The 22,749-nt window shown below is 60.2% G+C and carries 21 protein-coding genes and 1 pseudogene; 13 read left to right on the top strand and 9 right to left on the bottom strand.

Annotation, left to right across the window (positions count from 1 at the left end; genetic code table 11):
- Positions 1–42: 42 nt before the first annotated feature.
- A complete protein-coding gene (yrfG, locus tag AABM52_RS01405; protein ID WP_347910066.1) occupies positions 43–705 on the top strand; it encodes a GMP/IMP nucleotidase in 663 nt (220 codons plus the stop codon).
- A gap of 19 nt (positions 706–724) precedes the next feature.
- On the opposite strand, the gene lysM is transcribed toward yrfG, so the two are convergent.
- Complete coding sequence (lysM, locus tag AABM52_RS01400; RefSeq protein WP_046040810.1) at positions 725–1,165, bottom strand: peptidoglycan-binding protein LysM; 441 nt, start codon at positions 1,163–1,165, stop codon at positions 725–727.
- A 128-nt stretch (positions 1,166–1,293) separates the two neighbouring features.
- On the opposite strand from lysM, the gene AABM52_RS01395 reads away from it, so the two are divergent.
- The 4 genes from AABM52_RS01395 to AABM52_RS01380 all read left to right on the top strand — a co-directional run bounded on the left by AABM52_RS01395 (position 1,294) and on the right by AABM52_RS01380 (position 6,248).
- On the top strand, positions 1,294–2,181 hold the full coding sequence (locus AABM52_RS01395; protein WP_347910065.1) for a LysR family transcriptional regulator: 888 nt from the start codon (positions 1,294–1,296) through the stop codon (positions 2,179–2,181).
- A 92-nt stretch (positions 2,182–2,273) separates the two neighbouring features.
- Positions 2,274–3,128, top strand: a complete 855-nt coding sequence (gene fdhD / locus AABM52_RS01390; protein ID WP_347910064.1) for a formate dehydrogenase accessory sulfurtransferase FdhD — start codon at positions 2,274–2,276, stop codon at positions 3,126–3,128.
- Positions 3,125–5,473, top strand: a complete 2,349-nt coding sequence (locus tag AABM52_RS01385) for an FdhF/YdeP family oxidoreductase (protein ID WP_347910063.1) — start codon at positions 3,125–3,127, stop codon at positions 5,471–5,473. The genes fdhD and AABM52_RS01385 overlap by 4 nt, the downstream gene beginning before the upstream one ends.
- Positions 5,474–5,759: 286 nt before the next feature.
- A complete protein-coding gene (locus AABM52_RS01380) occupies positions 5,760–6,248 on the top strand; it encodes a glycine zipper domain-containing protein (protein WP_347910062.1) in 489 nt (162 codons plus the stop codon).
- A gap of 66 nt (positions 6,249–6,314) precedes the next feature.
- Here AABM52_RS01380 and AABM52_RS01375 read toward each other — a convergent pair whose 3' ends face one another.
- From AABM52_RS01375 to AABM52_RS01365, 3 genes are all read right to left on the bottom strand, one after another.
- Positions 6,315–6,737, bottom strand: a complete 423-nt coding sequence (locus AABM52_RS01375; protein WP_347910061.1) for a thioesterase family protein — start codon at positions 6,735–6,737, stop codon at positions 6,315–6,317.
- Between the two features lie 102 nt (positions 6,738–6,839).
- Positions 6,840–8,066, bottom strand: a complete 1,227-nt coding sequence (locus tag AABM52_RS01370; protein ID WP_347910060.1) for a 3-hydroxyacyl-CoA dehydrogenase NAD-binding domain-containing protein — start codon at positions 8,064–8,066, stop codon at positions 6,840–6,842.
- A 150-nt stretch (positions 8,067–8,216) separates the two neighbouring features.
- Positions 8,217–10,151 (bottom strand): ATP-dependent DNA helicase RecQ, encoded by a 1,935-nt coding sequence (locus AABM52_RS01365; RefSeq protein WP_347910059.1) that lies wholly within the window; start codon positions 10,149–10,151, stop codon positions 8,217–8,219.
- Between the two features lie 331 nt (positions 10,152–10,482).
- Between AABM52_RS01365 and AABM52_RS01360 the strand changes: the two genes are divergently transcribed.
- From AABM52_RS01360 to AABM52_RS01350, 3 genes are all read left to right on the top strand, one after another.
- Complete coding sequence (locus AABM52_RS01360) at positions 10,483–10,773, top strand: hypothetical protein (protein WP_046040800.1); 291 nt, start codon at positions 10,483–10,485, stop codon at positions 10,771–10,773.
- A gap of 404 nt (positions 10,774–11,177) precedes the next feature.
- Entirely contained in the window at positions 11,178–11,477 is a 300-nt protein-coding gene (locus AABM52_RS01355) for a hypothetical protein (protein ID WP_347910058.1), read from the top strand.
- 291 nt (positions 11,478–11,768) lie between these two features.
- The gene (locus AABM52_RS01350; protein WP_347910057.1) at positions 11,769–12,122 is read left to right on the top strand and encodes a DUF1493 family protein; all 354 of its coding nucleotides are present in this window, start codon (positions 11,769–11,771) and stop codon (positions 12,120–12,122) included.
- 96 nt (positions 12,123–12,218) lie between these two features.
- Here AABM52_RS01350 and AABM52_RS01345 read toward each other — a convergent pair whose 3' ends face one another.
- Both AABM52_RS01345 and hslO read right to left on the bottom strand, forming a co-directional pair.
- Positions 12,219–13,760 (bottom strand): phosphoenolpyruvate carboxykinase, encoded by a 1,542-nt coding sequence (locus AABM52_RS01345; protein ID WP_347910056.1) that lies wholly within the window; start codon positions 13,758–13,760, stop codon positions 12,219–12,221.
- Positions 13,761–13,940: 180 nt separating this feature from the next.
- Positions 13,941–14,843: an Hsp33 family molecular chaperone HslO gene (gene hslO, locus AABM52_RS01340; protein WP_347910055.1), complete on the bottom strand. Its 903-nt coding sequence runs from the start codon at positions 14,841–14,843 to the stop codon at positions 13,941–13,943.
- A gap of 99 nt (positions 14,844–14,942) precedes the next feature.
- On the opposite strand from hslO, the pseudogene AABM52_RS01335 reads away from it, so the two are divergent.
- Positions 14,943–15,072: pseudogene (locus AABM52_RS01335) on the top strand (phosphoesterase); the annotation flags it as partial.
- A gap of 133 nt (positions 15,073–15,205) precedes the next feature.
- Here AABM52_RS01335 and AABM52_RS01330 read toward each other — a convergent pair.
- Positions 15,206–15,613: an RNA-binding S4 domain-containing protein gene (locus AABM52_RS01330; protein ID WP_095942247.1), complete on the bottom strand. Its 408-nt coding sequence runs from the start codon at positions 15,611–15,613 to the stop codon at positions 15,206–15,208.
- Positions 15,614–15,847: 234 nt separating this feature from the next.
- On the opposite strand from AABM52_RS01330, the gene AABM52_RS01325 reads away from it, so the two are divergent.
- Complete coding sequence (locus AABM52_RS01325; RefSeq protein ID WP_191624865.1) at positions 15,848–16,309, top strand: ATP-dependent zinc protease; 462 nt, start codon at positions 15,848–15,850, stop codon at positions 16,307–16,309.
- Positions 16,306–17,211 carry a 30S ribosomal protein S6--L-glutamate ligase gene (rimK, locus tag AABM52_RS01320; protein ID WP_007972871.1) on the top strand — a complete coding sequence of 302 codons (906 nt, stop codon included), beginning with the start codon at positions 16,306–16,308 and terminating at the stop codon, positions 17,209–17,211. Before AABM52_RS01325 ends, rimK begins: the two co-directional genes overlap by 4 nt.
- Before the next feature lie 128 nt (positions 17,212–17,339).
- On the opposite strand, the gene AABM52_RS01315 is transcribed toward rimK, so the two are convergent.
- Both AABM52_RS01315 and ompR read right to left on the bottom strand, forming a co-directional pair.
- Positions 17,340–18,653, bottom strand: a complete 1,314-nt coding sequence (locus AABM52_RS01315; RefSeq protein WP_223457366.1) for an ATP-binding protein — start codon at positions 18,651–18,653, stop codon at positions 17,340–17,342.
- A gap of 115 nt (positions 18,654–18,768) precedes the next feature.
- The gene (gene ompR / locus AABM52_RS01310) at positions 18,769–19,509 is read right to left on the bottom strand and encodes a two-component system response regulator OmpR (RefSeq protein WP_007972873.1); all 741 of its coding nucleotides are present in this window, start codon (positions 19,507–19,509) and stop codon (positions 18,769–18,771) included.
- A gap of 359 nt (positions 19,510–19,868) precedes the next feature.
- Between ompR and AABM52_RS01305 the strand changes: the two genes are divergently transcribed.
- Positions 19,869–22,193, top strand: coding sequence for a Tex family protein (locus AABM52_RS01305; protein ID WP_347910054.1), 2,325 nt, complete (start codon positions 19,869–19,871; stop codon positions 22,191–22,193).
- Entirely contained in the window at positions 22,193–22,576 is a 384-nt protein-coding gene (locus AABM52_RS01300; RefSeq protein ID WP_347910053.1) for a PaaI family thioesterase, read from the top strand. The genes AABM52_RS01305 and AABM52_RS01300 overlap by 1 nt, the downstream gene beginning before the upstream one ends.
- Positions 22,577–22,749 lie beyond the last annotated feature (173 nt).

Here is a 22,749-nt window from a genome sequence, read left to right as displayed (position 1 = left end):
ATTATTTACGCCAGAAATCTTTCTACTGCCCGAGACGTTGCCATGCCTTCATTACCCTGGTCCGACATCGATACCGTTCTGCTGGACATGGACGGCACGCTGCTGGACCTGCATTTCGACAATCACTTCTGGATGGAGCACCTGCCCCAGCGTTACGCCGAACTGCACGGGGTCAGCCGGGCCATGGCCGAGATGGAATTGCAGCCGTTGTTCGAGCGCCATGCCGGCCAGTTGCAGTGGTACTGCCTGGACTTCTGGAGCGCCGAACTGAAGCTGTCGGTGCGCGACCTGAAACTGGAAACCGCGCATCTGATCGCCCTGCGCCCGGATGCCGACACCTTTCTGACGGCGATCAAACGGGCCGGCAAGCGCGTGGTGCTGATCACCAATGCCCATCGGGATGCGCTGTCGTTGAAGCTGGAAAAAATCGAACTGGCGCCCTATTTCGAACGCTTGATCAGTTCCCATGACTACGGCTTCCCCAAGGAAAACCCGCAATTCTGGGATGCGCTGCAAGCCGATATCGATTTCGATCCGGCGCGCAGCCTGTTCATCGACGACACCTTGCCGATCCTGCGTAGCGCACGGGACTTTGGCGTGGCCCATTTGCTGGCCGTGCGCGAGCCGGACAGCCGCAAAGGGCCGAAGGATACGGCGGAGTTTGCGGCGGTCGGGGATTATCGGGATTTGATTGCAGGGCTTTAATTGACCGTAGGGCCTCGTGTTACTCGGGAATCCGCAACGACTGCCCCGGATAGATCTTGTCCGGGTGTGACAGCATCGGCTTGTTGGCCTCGAAGATTTTGTTGTACTTGTTGGCATCGCCGTACACGCGCTTGGAAATCGCGCTGAGGGTGTCACCCTTCACCACGGTGACAAACACCGCCGCAGCAACGACCGGCCCGGTCACGGTGATCTGATCATCCACACTGCCAACCCCGGCGATGTTGCCTACCGCCAGCAGGATCTTTTCCTTCTCTTCCTGGCTCGCCACTTCACCGGTCACCGTGACTTTGTCGCCATCGACCGTCGCCTGCACGTTCGGGTTGCCCAGGCCGACCTTGCTGATGTGCTCCTTCAACTGCTCACTGGCGTTGGCGTTACCTGGCGTCAGCAGATCCAGCAATTTTTCGCCTGCTTCCTTCACAAAGCTCAAAAGACTCATGGTGCACTCTCCTTGGGTTTCGGGTTCCAGACGTCAAAGCCTAGACCACGGTCGTCACTTACGAATCCAACCCGACCAATGACCCAGCTTGCGATAGAATCCGCACCTTCCCAACCCCAGGAGCGCAGATGGACATCAAGCAGCTGAAATTCCTCATCGCGCTCGACGAAACCCGCCATTTCGGCCAGGCCGCCGCGCGCTGCCACATCACTCAGCCGACCCTGTCCATGCGCCTGCGCAGCCTCGAAGAAGAGCTCGACCTGCCGCTGGTCAATCGCGGCCAGCGCTTCGAAGGCTTCACCGCGCCGGGCGAACGGGTGCTGGCCTGGGCGCGCACCGTACTGGCGGCCTACGACGGCTTATACGCCGAAGCAGCCGCCTGTCGCGGCAATCTGGTCGGGACTTTGCGCCTGGGCGTAGTGCCGTTGTCGAGCTTCGATCCGCTGCCACTGATGCAACGCCTGCACGGGGAGCATCCGAACCTGCGCTTCGAGCTCTCGGCACTGAGTTCGGAGCAAATCCTCGAGCAACTGGCGAACAATCGCCTGGACCTTGGTGTTTCCTACTTGGAACGCCTCGACACTGACCATTTCGACTCCCTGGCCTTCAGCGAAACCCGCATGGGCCTGCTCTACGACCAACGCTTCTTCACCTTTGGCGAAGCGCCATTGAGTTGGGAATCGTTGATCGAACTGCCGCTGGGCATGCTCACCAGCGGTATGCACTTTCGCCAGTCCATCGACCACAACTTCCACAGCCGTGGCCTGACCCCGCAGCCGTTGTTGCAGACCGATGCCGTGCATCAACTGTTACAAGCCGTGCACGGCGGCTTGTGTTGCGCCGTAATGCCATTGGACGGCGGCCTCGAAGGCCTGACCGAACACTTGCGCCTGCAACCTATCGAAAACGCCCAGACCCTCGGCCGCCTGGGGCTGATCATGCGTCGCAGCGCGCCACGCTCGGCGCTGGCAGAAGCCTGTTTTGCCCTCTATCAACAATCGCTGATTGGCGCTTGATCGACGGCATCTATCGGCAGATCAGTATTAGCGATTAGACGTGACAACTTGCCGCGCCTAGTCTTAAAGCTGATCAAACCGTCGGTGATGCCATGAACACCAAGCGCCCTGCATGCGCGGCGCCTGCCCTCGAAACGCCCGCGCCCGCCGCAAGCCAGACGTACAGCTATAGCAATCTGCGCCGTACCAAAACAGATAGCGCCGAATCGGCCAGCACCGCGCTGGCCGAAGAAGTTGCTTTGGCGATTGCCTTCAACGGCATCAGCCAGGCGGTCATGCTGGTGACGCCCACGGACCTGGAAGATTTCATCGTCGGCTTCAGCCTGGGCAGCGGCATCATCCAGGACGCCACGGACATCTACGACCTGCAACTCAGCGGCTCGGGGTCGGCGCAATACGCACAAGTGACCATCGCCAACCGCGCGTTCTGGAACCTCAAGCAGCAGCGTCGGCAACTGGCCGGTACCAGCGGTTGCGGGTTGTGCGGCGTGGAAGCGGTCGAGCAGGCGTTGCCGGACCTTCAGGTATTGCCCGGCGCCCCGTTGCCGCCGGTCGAATGGCTTGATGGCCTGCGCGAGCGCATCGGCGCCTTCCAGCCCTTGGGCCAACATTGCGGTGCGGTGCATGCGGCGGTGTTCATGAACGATAAAGGTGAGTTGTTGCTCGGCCGCGAAGACATCGGCCGGCACAACGCCCTCGACAAACTGATCGGCGGATTGATCCGCCAGAAGATCCCGACTGCTGGCGGGCTGGCGATTGTCACCAGCCGCTGCAGCCTCGAATTAATCCAGAAAGTATTGCGTGCCGGCATCCAGACCCTGGTCAGCCTGTCGTCGCCCACGGGCCTTGCCGTGCAATGGGCCCGTCGCCACAACCTCAATCTCATCCATCTGCCACAGAAGAATGCACCGCGGGTCTATAGCCCAACGTTGGAGAATCAAGCGTGAGTCAACACCGTCAAGCCGACCAGAAACCCGTCCCTCGCTTCAAGCCCTACAAAGGCCCGGCCGGTGGCTGGGGGGCACTGATCAGCGTGGCCCAGGCCTGGTTGACCAGCGACAACGCGCTGAAGAACCTGCGCATCATGCTCAAGACCAACCAGAACGGTGGCTTCGACTGCCCGGGTTGCGCTTGGGGCGATTCTCCGGAAAAGGGCATGGTGATGTTCTGCGAGAACGGCGCCAAGGCGGTGAACTGGGAAGCGACCAAACGTCGTGTCGATGCCAAGTTCTTCGCCAAACACAGCGTCACTTCGCTGCTGGAGCAAAGCGACTATTGGCTCGAATACCAGGGCCGCCTGACTGAGCCGATGAGCTACGACGCCGAGACCGATCGCTACAAGCCGATCAGCTGGGACGCCGCCTTCGCCCTGATCGCCAAACACCTGAACGGTCTGTCGAGCCCCGATCAGGCCGAGTTCTACACCTCGGGCCGGGCGAGTAACGAAGCGGCGTACCTCTATCAACTGTTCGTGCGCGCCTACGGTACCAACAACTTCCCTGACTGCTCGAACATGTGTCACGAGGCCAGCGGTGTCGCGCTGTCGCAAAGCGTCGGGGTCGGCAAAGGCACCGTGACCTTCGACGACTTCGAACACGCCGATGCGATTTTCGTCTGGGGCCAGAACCCCGGCACCAACCACCCGCGAATGCTCGAACCGCTGCGCGAAGCGGTGAAGCGCGGCGCTCAAGTGGTGTGCATCAACCCGCTGAAAGAGCGGGGCCTGGAGCGTTTCCAGCATCCACAGCACGCGATCGAAATGCTCACCAACGGCGACAAGCCGACCAACACCGCGTTCTTCCGCCCGGCCCTGGGTGGCGACATGGCAATCATGCGCGGCATGGCGAAATTCCTCCTGCTCTGGGAGCGCGACGCGCAGAAAACCGGTGCCCCGGCGGTGTTCGACCACGACTTCCTCAACGAGCACAGCGTCAATGTGCTGGAGTACCTTGCGACCATCGACGACACCCCGTGGGAGCAGATCGTCGAGCAGTCCGGCCTGAGCCTGGTGGAAATCGAGCAAGCCGCGCGCATGTACGCCAAGGGCAAGAACGTCATCATGTGCTGGGCCATGGGCATCACCCAACACCGCCATTCGGTGGCGACCATCCAGGAAATCGCCAATCTGATGATGCTGCGCGGCAACATCGGCCGGCCGGGCGCCGGTCTGTGCCCGGTGCGTGGCCACAGCAACGTGCAGGGCGACCGAACCATGGGCATCAACGAACGCCCTCCTGTCGCGTTCCTCGATGCCCTGGAGCGGCGCTTCCAGTTCAAGGTGCCACGCGACAACGGCCACAACGTGGTCGAGGCGATTCATGCGATGGCTGAAGGCCGGGCGAAAGTCTTCATCGGCCTGGGCGGCAACTTCGCCCAGGCCACGCCGGACAGCCCGCGCACGTTCCAGGCCCTGCGAAACTGCGACCTGACCGTGCAGATCAGCACCAAGCTCAACCGCAGCCATTTGACGCGTGGCAAGGACGCGCTGATCCTGCCGTGCCTGGGCCGCACCGACATCGATATCCAGACCCAAAGCCCGCAGGCGATAACTGTCGAAGACTCGTTCAGCATGGTCCACGCCTCCAACGGCCAGTTGCAGCCCCTTTCGAACCAGATGCGCTCGGAACCGGCGATCCTGGCCGGCATCGCTGCCGCAACCCTGGGCAGCCACCCGGTGGACTGGAACTGGCTGGTGGCCGACTACGGCCGCATCCGCGACCTGATCGCCGAGACCATTCCCGGCTTCAAGGACTTCAACGAGAAGATCAAGAACCCTGGTGGCTTCTACCTGGGCAACAGTGCCGGCGCACGCAAGTGGAACACTGCCTCGGGCCGGGCCAATTTCCGCCCCAACGCACTGCCCAAAGACCTGGTGCACGAACGCACCCGCGCCACCGGAGTACTGCCGGACCTGATCATGCAATCGTTGCGCTCCCACGATCAGTACAACACCACCATCTATGGCCTCAACGACCGTTATCGCGGCGTGAAGGGTCAGCGGGACGTGTTGTTCGTCAACGAGGCCGACATCATCCGCCTGGGCTTCAAGCCGGGGCAAAAGGCCGACATCGTTTCGCTCTGGGACGATGGCGTCGAACGTCGGGTAAAAGGCTTCACCCTGCTGGCGTTTGATATCCCGGCCGGGCAGGCGGCGGCCTACTATCCGGAAGTGAACCCCTTGGTGCCGCTGGAAAGCACCGGCGATGGCAGTGATACGCCGACATCGAAGTTTGTGGCGATCCGGTTGGAAGCGGCGAGTGAGACCGGGTTGATCATGGCCAGGTCGGCGTAACAGGTTGTCTGAACTGGCCCCATCGCGAGCCTGCTCGCGAAGGCGTCGACCGATTCACCCTATGAACGACTCCGTTCGAATACTTTCCTTTCGCCCACAAAAAAGGCCGCTTTCTTATGAAAACGGCCTTTGCGAATAAGTAAAAGACCTGCAAAAAAACGTTAAGTTCCGCCCCAAAAACAGTAACTTGCAATATTGTATACAGGTCGTGTTATTCGTCGGATTTCGATTGTCACGCCCATTCCAGAGCCTCAGGATCGCGCCGTCATCCCCTAGAGGTTCCTCCATGAAGTTCTCCTCGATTCTCTTGTTGTCCCTTGGCCTGGTCAGCGGTATTGCGTCTGCTGGCGGCACTACCGAAGCCGGCGTAGGCGGCGCATTGGGCGGGGTTTTAGGCTCGGTCGTCGGTCAGTCGTTAGGCGGCAGTACAGGTTCCACCATCGGCGCGGCCCTGGGTGGCGCGGGTGGTAGCGCCGTCGGCGCAAACAAACACAGCCGTGGCGAAGCAGCCATTGGCGGTGCGTTGGGTGCTGCAGGCGGTAACGTGGTCGGCCGCAGCTTGGGCGGCACCACCGGCAGCCTGATCGGCGCCGCAGCAGGCGGCGGCGCCGGTGGCGCGCTGGGTAACCACATGGGCAAAGAGTACGATAATGATGATGACGACGATCGTCGTTACTATCGCGGCCATGGTGATCGTCGCTACTACCGTGACGACCATCCGGGCCGCGGCCATGCCTATGGCCATCGCAAGCACCACAAGTACTACCGCGACTAAGGCCTCGAGCGCCTCGCTGGTAAGTACAACAAAAATCGCAGCCCAAGGGCTGCGATTTTTTTTGCCTTACTGAACCACCAGACGCTCCAGCGCCCCGCGCAATCCTGCAGGAATCGCCACAGGTTGATTCGACGCACGATTGACAAACACATGCACGAAGCGCCCCGCCGCACAGGCTTCGTCGTCCCCTTGCTTGAACACGGCCAGTTCGTATTGCACCGAGCTGTTGCCCAACTTGCCCACCCGCAGACCGATCTCGATGCGATCCGGGAAGGCAATGGAAGCAAAGTAATCACAGGAGGAGCTCACCACGAACCCCACCACCTCACCGTCATGGATGTCCAGGCCGCCGACTTCGATCAGGTAAGTGTTCACTGCCGTATCGAAGAAACTGTAGTAGGTAACGTTGTTGACGTGACCGTAGGCGTCGTTGTCGTGCCAGCGGGTGGTGATGGGCTGGAAGTGGGGGTAGTCGGTGCGATGGGGCATTGGTGGTGGTTCCAGAAATTGATCCAGTAGTCTAAGGCGAAAACCGTGTCGTGATCATTCGCGAGCAAGCCCGCGATGGCGCCCTCACAGGCGCCACATCAATCACCTGTCAGCAAAGCCCTTGCCAGCCGCCGCCAGCTCTCCAATCACCCGCGCCGGTTTCCAGTGATCGCCCTGACGCGTCTCAAGGTCCATCAAGCGCCGGTGAATGTCCGCCAACCCTTGCTGATCCGCCCAGGCCATCGGCCCGCCCTTGTCTGCCGGGAAACCGTAACCGTTGAGGTAGACCAGATCGATATCGTGAGCCGACCCGGCGATGCCTTCCTGCAGGATCTTCGCGCCTTCGTTGACCAGTGCCAGCAAGCAGCGCTCAAGAATCTCCTCCGGGCCGATCTCGCGGCGCTGGAACCCCAGTTCCTCACTGACTTGAAGCACCAGTGCATCCACCTGCGGATCGTGTTCGGCCTGACGACTGCCCGGTTCATAGTGGTAAAAGCCGTTGCCACTCTTCTGGCCGAAACGTCCCTGCTCACACAAACGGTTATCCACCTGAACTTCCGGCGCATCCTGCCCGATGCCGGATAGCTGGCGCGAGCGCCATTGCAGGTCCACGCCCACCACGTCGAACATGCGGAACGGCCCCATGGCGAAACCGAAGCCCTGCAGCGCTGCGTCTACCTGGTAGGGATACGCGCCTTCCAGCAGCATTTTTCGCGCTTCAAGCACATAGGTATTGAGCATGCGGTTGCCGATGAAACCGTCGCAATTGCCCGACACCACACTGACCTTGCCCATGCGCTGGCCGAGCGCCATCGCCGCGTCGAGCACCGCCGGAGCAGTCTGCGCACCACGGACGATTTCCAGCAGCTTCATGATGTGCGCCGGGCTGAAGAAGTGCAGACCCAGCACTTGCTGTGGCCGGCGTGTGGCCGCGGCGATGGCGTCGATGTCCAGCGCCGAAGTATTGCTCGCCAGAATCGCTCCAGGCTTGAGCAGGCCATCGAGCTCGCGGAAGATTTTCTGCTTGAGTTCAAGGTTTTCGTACACCGCTTCGATGACCAGGTCGACATCGCGGATGGCCACATAACCATCCGCCGCCGTAACGCGCGCGATGCGGGCATCGGCTTCGCTCTGATCAATACGGCCCTGGCGCACGTTGTGGGCGTAAGTGTCCGCTACGGTGGCCAGCGCTTGCTCCAGCATTTGCGGATTGTTGTCGACCCACTGCACGGCCACTCCGGCGTTGGCCAGGCACATGACAATGCCACGGCCCATGGTGCCCGCGCCGATGACGGCGGCGCGCTGAATATTCGACGGTGTCTGGCTCATGTTTTGTTCTCTTGTTGGCGATCCGAAGACAGCCACCACCATAGTCAGCCACCGGGCTTTTTTGAAATTTATTCCTGTGATGAGCAACATTCAGCGGATGGATGTGCCCCTTTGAGTACACCGCAAGCCCGCGCCCACAAGGACCACGGTTCAGCCTGCCAGATGTTGCTCGGCCCACTCCCGCACCCCGGCATACGGATAATCTTCCAGCGCCGCAAACCCGGGAATCGACCGTGCCTTGAGCTTGGTGAACAACGGCACGCTGATCCCGCACAAAAACCGTGTCACCCGTTCAGCCGAGGGCAGTTTGCCCGTGTGCTGCTCGTGCCTGTGGATAAAACCGCCACACAGCGCCTCGAAATTCTTATCCACAAGCGCCGGCAACTCCGGTGGTGCCGGTAGCCGCGCCACTTGCCCATGACACACCGAACAATGCCCGCATTGCTGCGGTGCATTGTGATCACCGAAATACTCGGCCAGGCGATAACCCAGGCAACGGTCGGTGGCGAACAGGTCCAGCATCGCGTGAATCCGCGCGACCTCGGTACGCTCATGCCGAGTGAAATAGCCGTGCAGTTCCTCGCTCAACGCGACGCTGTCGAACCCGCTTTGCAGCACGCTGTAGACCTCGGTCATCTGCTTGCTTTCGAGCTCCACCCAGCCCTTCTCCTGAAAGTAATCCAGCGCCTTGACCACCCGACTGCGCTCGGCCTGATGCTGCTCGTACAACGCCTCGAAATTCACCGTGGCCCAGGTCCGTGCGCGGCTTGAGGTCTGGATGATCGCAGCGACAAAATCCCTGCGCTCGCCTTCAAAATGCGCCAATAGCGCCTCGGGCTCCTGCACATACTTGAAACGGTATTCGGCGTAGTAGGCGTAGCGCGGGGCGATCAACCCGCGCAATTCGAGTTGCACCAGCAAGGTCTTGAGCGGCAACTGGCGAATATTGCTCTGATCGGCCAATGGCCCCAGCAGAAACTCCCACTGCCCTTCGGTGGCTGCGGCATGCATCTCGTCAAGCACGCAACGGATGCCATCAAGCTCGGGCGTATCGCCGTAGACGAAGTTCTCCAGCACGTTGAGGCTGTCGCGGTTGGCCAACACCAGGCAGTCCGCCGGCTGCCCGTCACGCCCGGCACGGCCGATTTCCTGGCTGTAGTTTTCGATGGATTTGGGCAGGTCGAAATGCACCACGTTGCGGATGTCACTCTTGTCGATACCCATGCCGAAAGCGATGGTGGCAACGATGCAGTTGGACTGACCACCCATGAAGCGTTTCTGGATTGCCTCGCGTTGCTCGTGGGGCAACCCTGCGTGATAAGCCTCGGCCTGAATGCCGTTGCGGTTCAGGTGTTCCGCGATGTGCTCGGCGGTTTTCTGCAAGGTGACATAGACGATGCTGGGCTGGTCCGGACGCTGGCTCATCCATTCGACCAGACGTCGGCGCTTGTCCGCTCCGCGAACCGGCTCCACCAGCAAATTGAGGTTCGGGCGATAGAAACCGGTGGTCACCACATCGTCAGCGGCGATGGCGAATTTCGCCTGCATGTCGGCAATGACCTTGGGCGTCGCCGTTGCGGTCAACAACAACACCTGCGGGATGTTGAACTGGCGTTGATAGTCGGGAAGCTTGAGGTAGTCCGGGCGAAAGTTATGCCCCCATTCGGAAATGCAGTGCGCCTCGTCCACCACCAGCAACGAGATCGGCACTTGCTGCAAAAAATGCCGGAAACGCTCGTTCTTCAGGCGCTCCACGGAGATCATCAGAATCTTCAGCTCACCGGACTTTGCCCGGGCCATGACATCGCTGGCGTCATCGCGGCTCTGGGCCGAATCGATACTGCCCGCCGAGATGCCGTGGCGTTGCAGGAACGCCAGCTGATCCTGCATCAACGCCAGCAGCGGTGAAACCACCAGCGTCAGGTGCGGCAGCAACAGCGCCGGCAATTGGTAGCAAAGGGATTTGCCGGAACCGGTGGGGAAAATCGCCGCCGCCGAGCGCCCCGCCAGCACGGCACTGACGGCCGCCTCCTGACCGGGTCGAAATTGTGGATAACCGAAAACCTGTTCCAGGGTGTTGTGCATAAGCTGTCACTCCGTTGACTGCTGCGGAGTCAAAAGCCTAGCCGGCGATCGCAGCGAGTCGAGAAAAGGTCGGGGGCAAAACGATACCGGATGATACAGCGGATGATTCACTGATAACCCCGTAGGCTTTTTTACCGCCAGCGGCTTCGTCGCGCAAACCTCCGACAATGTGTAAGCCTTATCCTCGGAACACGATAAATCCCCTACAAAGCCTGTCCATTTCAGCCGTCTTGTCCCGCAACGCCACACCCTTCTATAGTTTCCGGCGCGGCTGAAAACAGTGTCTCGGCCTGCCCGGGAACACTTGCCGATTTCGCACAGGACCCACTCGATGAAAAAAACCGACACGCTGACAGCCCGCTATCACCCGCTCAAGACCCGCTACAGCGAAACCCCTGTGCTGGTCATCGATACCGAGGCCGACCCCTTCGAGATCCTCGACGCCGCCCGACAACGCATCCGCGCCGCCAGCGACCTGCTCGAAACCCTTTACTGCACCTGTTTCAAACAGGCCGAAGCGAGCGACATCCCCAAGATCGTCGGCGCCCTGTACCTGCTGACCCAGGACGGCAACGACCTGCTCGACATCGCCCGACAGCGCTTGCCGAAATTCACCGGCTGAAGCACCACCACAGCCCCCCTGTAGGAGCTGGCTTGCCAGCGATGAACGATAACGCGGCGCACTGTGGATAACTCCTTCAGCAACGACCTATGAGAGCTTCGGCAAGGTCCTACAAAACAAGACAACTTGTCGGCTATCAATGACCAGTGACCCACTCCTATAGTCCGGAGTGTCGCTGCCAAATCAGCGATTCGGGCTTGGTCACCCGATAGAACACATAAACGCGTCCGTTGTATGCTGCCGGCACTCAAGTGTCTGCACGCTTTATGGTGGCTGTGTTTGGGACGCCTTCGAGCGTGCCGGTTTTGTGTGTTCTCCCGGTTGACCAACCCGAACACAGTCCACCTCCCATCGCTTGGTCACGATGGCGGTGGTTTCATCTAAAGCATTTGAGAATACATAAAATGAACAAATGGAACCCGTTCACCAACGAACGCTATCTCCCACTCCACACCAATCTCACCGAATCACAGCCCCTGATCATCGACACAGAGGCCAACCCCCAAGACATCCTCGAAGCCGCCCTCCAACGCATCCGGGCCTCCAGTGACCTGCTGCAAACCCTGCACTGCCAATGCTTCAAACACGGCGACATCAAAGACATCCCGCACATCACCCACGCCCTCTACCTGCTGACCCAGGACGGCTGCGACCTGCTCAAAGTCGCCCAGCAACGCATGCTCAACTGGAAAGCCCCGGTCTGATCTTTAATGGAGATCGCTCCCACGCACTGCGCAGGAGCGATCAAGAAACAAAAAATTGCTCGGATGGAAACAAACCACTCAATGCCCTCATCGGATACAGAAGGAAACCATGAGCAGTTTTTTTGATGAGCTAATGGAAAGCGTGCAACAAATGAACGAGATCCTATGGGGTGAACGTCGGCCCTCCGTGCAAACTGAAAACGCTGAGCCAGAAGCAATCAACTCAGCCGGCCCTTCCTCTCAAGTCCGACGACCAATAAGATCCGTTAAGGCCCAAACGGATCTCCCCCAATGAACCTCGCCTCCAACCTCCCCGACGACCACTTGATGCAGCAACTCATGCAACTGCTGCATGAAGAACTCGGCTTCCCCGAACGCAAAACCATCAGCCTCGGCACCTCGATCAATTTCGACCTGGGCTGCAATGGTGCAGACGCCCGGCATTTGATCGAAACCCTGGAAGACCACTTCGCCATCGATTTCGTGGACTTCGACAGCTATCGCTATTTCCAGCCCGACGGCTTTGACGTGAATCTAAAGCGAAAAGCCAAGGGTCGCGGCGAGAAGGTGCCTTTGACCATCGGCATGCTCTACCGGGCCATCAAGGCCCAACGCTGGGACACGGATGAGCTCGAAGGCCTGTGACGGCCCGACGCATTCTGACTTGCCCGCGAAAAACTGAATTTTGCGCACAAAAAAGCCGCCCCGAGGGGCGGCTTCTTCGTTAGCTCAAACCAACGCTTACAGCTTTGGACCCGCAGCCTTGATCGCGTCGCTCACTTCGAACTTCTTGAAGTTCTCGATGAACAGGCCGGCCAGTGCTTTGGCGGCTTCGTCGTAGGCGGTCTTATCGGCCCAGGTGTTGCGTGGGTTCAGCAGGCCAGTCTCAACGCCCGGTACGGCCACTGGCACGTCGAGGTTGATGGTGTCCAGGTGCTCGGTCTCGGTACCGATCAGCGCGCCGCTCTGGATCGCTGCGATCACGGCACGAGTGGTCGGGATGTTGAAGCGCTTGCCAACGCCGTAGCCACCGCCGGTCCAGCCGGTGTTGACCAGGTAGACCTTGGAGCCGAAGCCACGGATGCGCTTGATCAGCAGTTCAGCGTACTCGCCGGCCGGACGCGGGAAGAACGGTGCGCCGAAGCAGGTGGAGAAGGTCGACTTGATGCCGCTGCCCGAACCCATTTCGGTCGAACCGACCAGAGCGGTGTAACCGGACAGGAAGTGGTAGGCCGCTTGCTCTTCGTTGAGGATCGACACTGGCGGCAGTACGCCGGTCAGGTCGCAGGTCAGGAAGATCACAGCGTTCGGCTCGCCACCGAGGTTCTTCTCGGAGCGCTTGGCAACGTGCTCCAGCGGGTAGGCGGCGCGGCTGTTCTGGGTCAGGCTGACATCGGCGTAGTCGGCGTGCTTGGCATCGTCGATAACGACGTTTTCCAATACCGCGCCGTGCTTGATGGCTTTCCAGATAACCGGCTCGTTCTTCTCGGACAGGTCGATGCACTTGGCATAGCAACCGCCTTCGATGTTGAACACAACGCCTTCGCCCCAGCCGTGCTCGTCGTCACCGATCAGGTAACGGCTTTCGTCGGCCGACAGGGTGGTTTTACCAGTGCCGGACAGACCGAAGAACAGGGTCACGTCGCCTTCTTCGCCGATGTTGGCGGCGCAGTGCATTGGCAGTACGTCGGCAGCCGGCAGCAGGAAGTTCTGCACCGAGAACATGGCTTTCTTCATTTCACCGGCGTAACGCATGCCGGCGATCAGCACTTTCTTCTGTGCGAAGTTGAGGATCACGCAGCCGTCGGAGTTGGTGCCGTCACGCTCTGGCACGCATTCGAAGTTGGCAACGTTGAGCACTTGCCACTCATCACGGCCAGCCGGGTTGTACTTTTCCGGGTTGATGAACAGGCAACGGCCGAACAGGTTCTGCCAGGCAGTCTGTGTGGTCATTTTCACGGCCAGGTAGTGCTCGGAAGCCGCACCTACATGCACGTGGGAAACGAAATGCTCTTGCGCGTTGTTGAATGCCTCAACGCGAGCCCACAGGGCGTCGAACTTGTCGGCCGGGAACTTGCGGTTGATCGGGCCCCAGGCGATGGCGGCCTGGGTGCTTGGCTCTTCAACGATGAAACGGTCGACTGGCGAACGGCCGGTACGGTGACCGGTACGAACAACCAGTGCGCCGGTATCGGCAAGCTCGCCTTCACCGCGGTTGAGGGCTTCTTTAACCAGATCATCAACACTCAGATCGGTGTACACGGCATTGTTGGCTTGCGTCATGAGGTTCCCCGTCGGCCAGTGGCCGAGTGCTCCAAACGTTTTTGTAGTAGAAAGTCGTGCACTACTACCGCGAAAAAAGTGGGCCGGATTATGCCAGAAAAGCCCAAAAAGAGTAGGCCCCTCCTGTCGTAACGGCGTTAATCCGGCGCAAGGCAGTGAATTTACCTGCGCTGAACCGTTTTAGTGACGGGTATCTGACGGCGTCTCGATACCCGCGCCGGCGAACAATTGAGTGACATCGGCCGCGTCAAACAGGTAGCGCTGGTTGCAGAACTGGCAATCGATTTCGATGTTGCCACCGTGTTCGACCACCAGTTGCTGCGCGTCTTCCATACCCAGACTGACCAGCGCATTGGCCGAACGTTCGCGCGAGCAGCTGCAACGGAAGCGCAACTTCTGCACATCGAACAGACGCACCTGCTCGTCGTGGTACAGGCGATGCAGCACGGTTTCGTTGTCCAGGCTCAACAGCTCGTCGGCGGTCAGCGTACCGCCCAGGGTGGTGATGTGCTGCCAGCTGGCGGCGCGTTCGTCTTCGTCTTTCAAACGGTCCGCCGGCAGTTGTTGCAGCAACAGGCCACGGGCACGACGACCATCGGCGCAGAGCTTGATGCGGGTGCCAATCTGCTGGGACATGACGAAGTAGGTGGTGAAGCAGTCGGACAACGTTTCGCCATCCAGGTCGACGACGCCCTGGTAGCGCTGGCCCCGTTTCGGGTCGACGGTCAATGTCAGCGAGCCATCCGGCATCAAGTCAGCCAAGGTAGCGTCGGGGGCAATGCGGTCCGCCTCGTAACGGGCCAGGCCACGGATCTCGCGCTCGCTGGAGCACTCGATCATCAGCAGCGGGATCGGGCCTTCGGAGCGGGCCTGCAGAATCAGCAAGCCATCGAACTTCAACGTGCCGACCAGCAACGATGCGGCCGCCATCAGCTCGCCGAGCAGTTGCGCGACCGGCTGCGGGTAGGCGTGTTTGGCCAGGACTTCGGCGTAGCTGAGCTCCAACGAGACCAGCTCGCCACGGGTGTCGCTGTCATCGAAGATGAAGCGTTGTGTGAAGTCGTTATCCGCGTGATCGGTCATAGGTCTGGGTATCTGAAGTAGTGAAAATGGTTACAGGAAACAAGAAATTGACCTTGCGCCACCCTCGGGTGCGCAACATTCAGCCATGAAAGGCATTTTATGAACAATCCGGGCCTGATCCAAGCAAGGTGGAACAAGCGCTGATGGGTTCCGGGTCGTTTCCCGCTCTGCACTGCTGGCAATGTGGTTATGGCCTACAGGTCAGAGACTGTGTGTGATTTTCGACGAGCGGCGATATCGTCCATGCGATGCACTGCTGGCCAGGCACAGATATGGATGCGCAACGGGTCAATTGCAAGTCTTGGCCTGAAAGCACGGTGAAACCTGGCGAGTGCGCGGCACTCGCCCGAGCAATATCTGGATCAGTCGTCGTTACTGCTGCCACGAAACTTGAACAAGTCCCGCCGCTGTTTCTTGCTCGGCTTACCGTCGGTGCTCACGCCCAGGGCTCCGGCCTTTCTTTGCGCCGCGGCCTCTTCGCGTTTGGCGATGCTGGCCAGGGTTTCGGCATACAAGGTTTGCGCCTGCGGTGCGCCGCGACGAACGATCGACAGTGCCATGACTACCACCGTGCGCTCCTCGAAACCGGTGCGAATCACAAATTCGTCGCCAATACGCGGCTCCTTGCCCGGCTTGCAGCGTTCGCCCCGGCAATGCACCTTGCCGCTTTCAATCGCTGCCTTGGCCAGGGCGCGGGTTTTGTAGAATCGTGCAGCCCACAACCATTTATCGAGGCGGACTTTGTCGTCCTCTTCGTTTTTTTGTGCCATGGAATTTCCTCATTCTGAAATATTGGTGAACTGTACTACCGTTTCTGACGTACCAAGAATTTCACCGGCTCGGATTACAATGCTGACATTCCATAACCTCCTTGGGAGACTGGAAATCCGGGCCGTAGATATCTGTCGCCTTTTAATCATTATTCTGCGTGAATACCGCGAATCCGGCCGCCTGCGGCCACTGCGGTTTCTACCGGTTGAGCAATTTTGAAGACATTTGACCATTTGACCGTTGTCGGTCTGCGCGAGTGGGTGGCGCTCCCTGATTTGGGAGTCGCTGGCCTTCGGGCAAAAATCGACACCGGCGCCAGCACCTCCAGCCTGCATGCCACCGACATCGAGACATTTGACCGGGACGGTGAGCAGTGGGTGCGCTTCACGGCGCACCTGGGCACGGTGGTTCAGTTGCGTCACCGGCGCTGCGAAGCACCGCTGGTGACGAGGAAAACCATTAAAAGCTCAAACGGTCACGCGCAGGTGCGATACGTGATCAGCACCACCCTGGCCCTTGGTGATCGGGTCTGGCGGGTCGAGTTCACGCTCGCCTGCCGCAAGTCCATGCGTTATCGCCTGCTGCTCGGCTCCAAAGCCCTGATCCACGGCCAGTTGGTGGTCAATCCGGGCATCAAGTACGTACAAGACAAGCCGGTGTTCCCGGTATCTACCTCCTCCACAGGTGTTGCATGAAGATCGCTGTGCTGTCGCGGAATCCGCGTCTGTATTCCACCCGTCGTCTGGTCGAAGCCGGTACCGAGCGTGGCCATGAAATGGTGGTGGTCGACACCTTGCGCGCCTACATGAACATCGCCAGCCACAAGCCGCAGATCCACTACCGCGGCAAGCCGCTGGAGGGTTTCGATGCGGTGATTCCACGGATCGGCGCTTCCGTGACCTTTTATGGCTGCGCAGTGTTGCGCCAGTTCGAAATGATGGGGGTATTTCCGCTCAACGAATCGGTGGCCATTGCCCGTTCCCGGGACAAGCTGCGCTCGCTGCAATTGCTGTCCCGTCGCGGGATCGGCTTGCCGGTGACCGGGTTTGCCCACTCCCCCGATGACATTCCCGACCTGATCGAAATGGTCAACGGCGCGCCGTTGGTGATCAAGGTGCTGGAAGGCACCCAGGGCATCGGCGTGGTGCTGTGCGAAACCGCCACGGCTGCGGAATCGGTGATCGAGGCGTTCATGGGCCTCAAGCAGAACATCATGGTTCAGGAGTACATCAAGGAGGCCGGTGGTGCGGACATTCGTTGCTTCGTCGTCGGCGACAAGGTAATTGCCGCGATGAAGCGCCAGGCCAAACCCGGCGAGTTTCGCTCCAACCTGCATCGCGGTGGCAGCGCGAGCCTGATCAAGATCACGCCGGAAGAGCGCATGACGGCGTTGCGTGCGGCGAAGGTCATGGGGCTGGCGGTGGCAGGTGTCGACATCCTGCGCTCCAATCACGGGCCTCTGGTGATGGAAGTGAACTCGTCGCCGGGCCTTGAGGGGATTGAGACCACCACCGGGAAGAATGTGGCGGGGATCATCATCGAGCATCTGGAGAAGAACGGTGGGCCGAATATGACTCGGACCAAGGGCAAGGGTTAACCTTCGAGCCTTGTGGCGGCAGGGATGCCGCCTTCGCGAGCAGGCTCGCGCCCACAGGAGATTGCATGTCAATGTGGGAGCGAGCCTGCTCGCGAAGGGGCCATCAGCCCCACTGAAAAACTCAGGTTTTAAACGGCATCCCGCGGCAACATTAATCCCAACGGCAACCGCACCCGCGCTTCCAGCCCACCGCCCGAGCGGTTACGCAGCTCAACATTCCCGCCATGCATCGAAGCAATCCGCTTCACGATTGCCAAACCTAATCCGGTACCCTTGCCTCCCCGGGCACGATCACCGCGAGTGAACGGGTTGAAAATCGCCTCCAGCTCCGAAGGATCGATCCCGGCACCACGATCCATGACACTCAGCACCACATACGGTGCGCTGGTGTCCCCGGATACATACGCCGCCACCTCCACACCGTTGCCAGCATGATGCAGCGCGTTGCCGATCAGATTGTTCAGCAGCCGCTTCATCGACACACGGCGCAACGGGAACGGCTGGATAGGCTCCAGGCGTAACCGCACTTTTTCTTCGGTCTGGTTATACGGCGCGGCAACTTCACGGACCAGGTCACTCAGGTCAACCTCTTCCACCGACTCGTCACGCCCGTCACGAATGAACGCCAGGAACTGATCGAGAATCGCGTCCATGTCTTCGATGTCACGCACCATGTCGTCAGTCAGGTCGGTGCGATCGCCCATCAGTTCCAGGGACAGGCGCAAGCGTGTCAACGGCGTGCGCAAATCATGGGAAACCCCGGCCAGCATCAGTTCACGTTCGCGGCCGGCCTGTTCGACGTCTTCGGCCATCTGGTTGAAGGCGCGGTAAACCTCGGTCATCTCACTCGGCGTATCGCTGATCGGCAGGCGCACGCTGCGGCCCTGGCCGAGTTGCCGCGCGGCATACACCAGACGCTTCAAAGGTTGATTGAGCTGGCTGACGAAGATCCAGGCCGAAGCGGTGGACAGCAGGCCAATCGCGAGGAACCAGCCCAGCACGTTCCAGATTTTCTGGCCACGCAACGGATGGGGATAAAGCGGCACTTTCAGCCAGCCATCGCCCAGGCTTGGCGCCCGGACCCACAGCGCTGGTGGCGAATGCATGCGCAGCCGGACTTCAGTGTCGGCACCCAGCTCCGCCTGCATCTGCCGCTGATAGATCTCGCTGTAAGGCCAGTGCTGTTCGCCTTCCGGCACGCCGGCACCCACCACCCTGATCAGGGTCGCGGCCTCGGCAATCTTGCCGCGGTTTTCTTCATCGGCAGCCCAATAGGCGCGCAGCGTCAGGGCGACACCGTGGCTGTACTGGCGGTCCACCAGCACGTCTTCGTTCATCAGCAGATAAACCAGGGTCAGTGCCTTGGAGAAGAGTACGACGATGAGCACCAGCCAAAGGGTGCGGGAGAAGAAGCTCTGGGGGAACCAAACGGGGGTTTTCATGGATAACCGTTAAACACTTGCAGGAGCGAGCGATGCTCGCATATTGCGGATCGCGAGTCTGCGGACAGGATCGATTGATCCGTTGCCCGCATGACCCGCTCCTACAAATCGCCCATCACTTGGTGGCGGTACCATCCGGTACAAACACGTAACCCACGCCCCAGACAGTCTGGATGTAACGCGGTTTGGACGGATCGGGCTCGATCATCCGGCGCAGACGGGAAATCTGCACATCGATGGAACGCTCCAGGGCATCCCACTCGCGGCCACGGGCCAGGTTCATCAGTTTGTCGCGGGTCAACGGCTGACGGGCGTTCATCACCAGAGCCTTGAGTACAGCGAACTCACCGGTGGTGAGCATGTGCACTTCTTCACCGCGCTTGAGCTCGCGGGTAGCCAGGGACAATTCGTAGTCACCGAAGGTCACGCTTTCGTCTTCGCTGCCCGGTGCGCCAGGCACCGGAGCCGACTGGCGACGCAATACCGCTTTGACGCGAGCCATCAGCTCATCCGGGTTGAACGGCTTGGCCAGGTAATCGTCGGCGCCCAGCTCCAGGCCCTTGATGCGGCTCAGCTCGTCGCCCTTGGCGGTGAGCATGATGATCGGAATCTGGTTGTTCGCGTTGCGCAGACGGCGGCAGGCGGTCAGGCCGTCTTCGCCGGGCAGCATCAGGTCGAGGACGACCAGGTTGAACACTTCGCGCGCCAGCAGGCGATCCATTTGCTCAGTGTTCGGTACGGCGCGGGCGCGGTAGCCCTTGCTGACGAAAAAACGCTCCAGCAGGCTGCTGAGCCCCGGATCGTCGTCAACGATAAGAATTTTTTCGCCTTCAGCAGTTTGTGCAGTGCTGCTCATTGGATGCTCCTTTGATCTCGGCGCGCATTATGGCGTAGCTGCCGTTATACGCACCGTGTGCATTGTTAGCAGATTTTTCCTCCAGCGCCAGAAAACCGGCCATTGCACCTGCAATCCGCGATGTCCCCGAATGCCGGAACGCTGGTTATAATGCGCGGCCTTTTGTGTCAGGCAACGTCAGACAGGTACTACAGACGGACGCGTTTTTTTCATGGCGTCGGCAGTAATTGTTCGATTTCACGGGTCAACGGGATACCTTTTGATCCAGGTAGCGGCGCAGGCCAGGCCGCTCAACCAGACTCGCCCAGGCCCTATCTCTGCGCCTGCGAGCCTGCTTTCACAATTTGTCAGGTGGTTTTATGGACAGCATCAACAGCCGCATCGCCGAGGAACTCGGTGTACGCCCACAACAGGTCGAAGCGGCCGTCGCGCTACTCGATGAAGGCTCTACCGTTCCCTTCATCGCCCGTTACCGGAAAGAAGTGACCGGCAGCCTCGATGACATCCAGTTGCGTCATCTGGAAGAGCGCCTGCGCTACCTGCGAGAACTCGACGAACGGCGTATCAGTATCCTCGCCAGCATCCAGGAGCAGGGCAAGCTGACCCCGCAACTGGAACGCGACATCAAGCTCGCCGACACCAAGACCCGTCTCGAAGACTTGTACCTGCCGTACAAGCAGAAGCGCCGCACCAAGGGCCAGATCGCCCTGGAAGCCGGCTTGGGCGAACTGGCCGACGGCCTGTTCAACGACCCGTCCCTGAGCCCGGAAACCGAAGCCGCACGTTTCATCGACGCGGAAAAAGGCGTGGCCGATGTGAAGGCTGCCCTCGAAGGCGCCAAGTACATCCTGATGGAACGCTTCGCCGAAGACGCAGGCCTGCTGGACAAGCTGCGCAACTACCTCAAGCAGGAAGCCACCCTCAGTGCCCGCGTGATTGCCGGCAAGGAAGAGGAAGGCGCCAAGTTCCGCGATTACTTCGAACACGACGAACCGCTCAAGAGCATGCCGTCGCACCGCGCACTGGCGATTTTCCGTGGTCGCAACGAAGGCATCCTCAGCTCCGCGCTGAAAGTCGGCGACGAACTGCCGGGCACCATGCACCCGTGCGAAGGCATGATCGGCCAGCAATTCGGCATCCAGAACCAGAACCGCGCCGCCGACAAATGGCTGGGCGAAGTGGTGCGCTGGACCTGGAAGGTCAAGCTCTACACCCATCTGGAGACCGACCTGCTGGGCGAGCTGCGCGATGGCGCGGAAACCGAAGCGATCAACGTATTCGCCCACAACCTGCACGACCTGCTGCTGTCGGCCCCGGCCGGCCCGCGCGCGACTTTGGGCCTCGACCCTGGCCTGCGCACCGGTTGCAAGGTCGCCGTGGTCGACTCCACCGGCAAGCTGCTGGATCACGCCACGGTTTACCCGCACGTACCGCACAACAAGTGGGACCAGACCCTCGCCGTGCTCGCCGCCCTGTGCGCCAAGCACTCGGTGGACCTGATCGCCATCGGCAACGGTACCGCCAGCCGCGAAACCGACAAGCTGGCCGCTGAACTGATCAAAAAATACCCAGCCATGAAGATGACCAAGGTTATGGTTTCCGAGGCCGGGGCATCGGTTTACTCGGCATCGGAGCTGGCTTCCAAGGAATTCCCGGACCTCGACGTGTCGATCCGTGGCGCCGTGTCGATTGCCCGTCGCCTGCAAGACCCGTTGGCCGAACTGGTGAAGATCGATCCGAAATCCATCGGCGTCGGCCAGTACCAGCACGACGTGTCGCAGCTTAAACTGGCCCGTGGCCTGGATGCGGTGGTCGAGGATTGCGTGAACGCCGTCGGCGTGGATGTGAACACGGCGTCCGTCGCGCTGCTGGCACGGATCTCCGGCCTCAACGCGACCCTGGCGCAGAACATCGTCAGCCACCGCGACGAGCACGGCGCGTTCAAGACCCGCGCGGCGCTGAAGAAAGTCGCGCGCTTGGGCGAGAAAACCTTCGAACAGGCCGCTGGATTCCTGCGCGTCATGAACGGCGAAAACCCGTTGGACTCGTCGGCGGTTCACCCGGAAGCCTATCCGCTGGTTCAGCGCATCGCCGCTGAAACCGACCGTGACATCCGCTCGCTGATTGGTGATGCCACATTCCTCAAGCGTCTCGATCCGAAGAAGTACACCGATGAAACCTTCGGTCTGCCGACCGTGACCGACATTCTCCTGGAGCTTGAAAAACCTGGGCGCGACCCACGTCCCGAGTTCAAGACAGCAGAGTTCCAGGAAGGCGTCGAAGACCTCAAGGACCTGCAACTGGGCATGATCCTCGAAGGCGTGGTGACCAACGTGACCAACTTCGGTGCCTTCGTCGATATCGGCGTGCATCAGGACGGTTTGGTGCACATCTCTGCACTTTCGGAGAAGTTCATCAAGGATCCTCGCGAAGCGGTGAAGGCCGGTGACGTGGTGAAAGTGAAGGTCATGGAAATCGACATCCCGCGCAAACGCGTTGGCCTGTCGATGCGCATGAGCGACACCCCGGGCGAGAAAATCGACGGCGCTCGCGGCGCGCGTCCGGGGTCGGCGCCACGCCAGTCCCAGAACACCGCACCGCGCAAGGAAACCACGGCGGCAGCACCGAGCAACAATGCCATGGCTTCGCTGTTCGCCAATGCCAAGCAGTTGAAGAAACGCTGATGGACATCCCTGCCGGGCTGACCGAAAGCGCGTTTTTCAAGCTGCTGGGCTGCCGTTTGCACAGTCTGGAAAGCGGCGTGGCGCAAGTCGCCCTGGCGCTGGAGCCGGAGCTGCGCAATCGCGGCGGCAAGCTGCACGGCGGGGCCTTGTTCAGCCTGGTGGACATTGCCATGGGGCTGGCCTGTTCCAGCACCCACGGCTTTGACCAGCAGAGTGCAACCATCGAGTGCAAGATCAACTACATCCGCGCCGTCTCTGACGGCGAGGTGATGTGCACGGCGCGGGTGATCCACCCGGGCCGCCGCACACTGGTGGTCGAGGCCGATGTGGTGCAGGGCGACAAACTGGTCGCAAAAGCACAAGGCACGTTCGCTGTCCTGTAGCTAGATGTCATCGATTTGAGTTAATTTCGGCGTTGTGACCACAGTGTCGGAATTTCCTGTGGGAGCGGGCTTGCCCGCTCCCACATCGATTGCGGCAAGTTCCAAAACCAGGCGACAACGCCAGTTTTAACTTCACCCTTGTAGACCGTCTTGCCCACCCCCATATTGGGGCG

The sequence above is a fragment of the Pseudomonas grandcourensis genome (genome assembly GCF_039909015.1).
In the GTDB taxonomy this organism is placed as follows: Bacteria; Pseudomonadota; Gammaproteobacteria; order Pseudomonadales; family Pseudomonadaceae; genus Aquipseudomonas; species Aquipseudomonas grandcourensis.
Note: the sequence above shows the minus strand (reverse complement) of the source record. Positions and strands in the feature narration are given on the sequence as shown.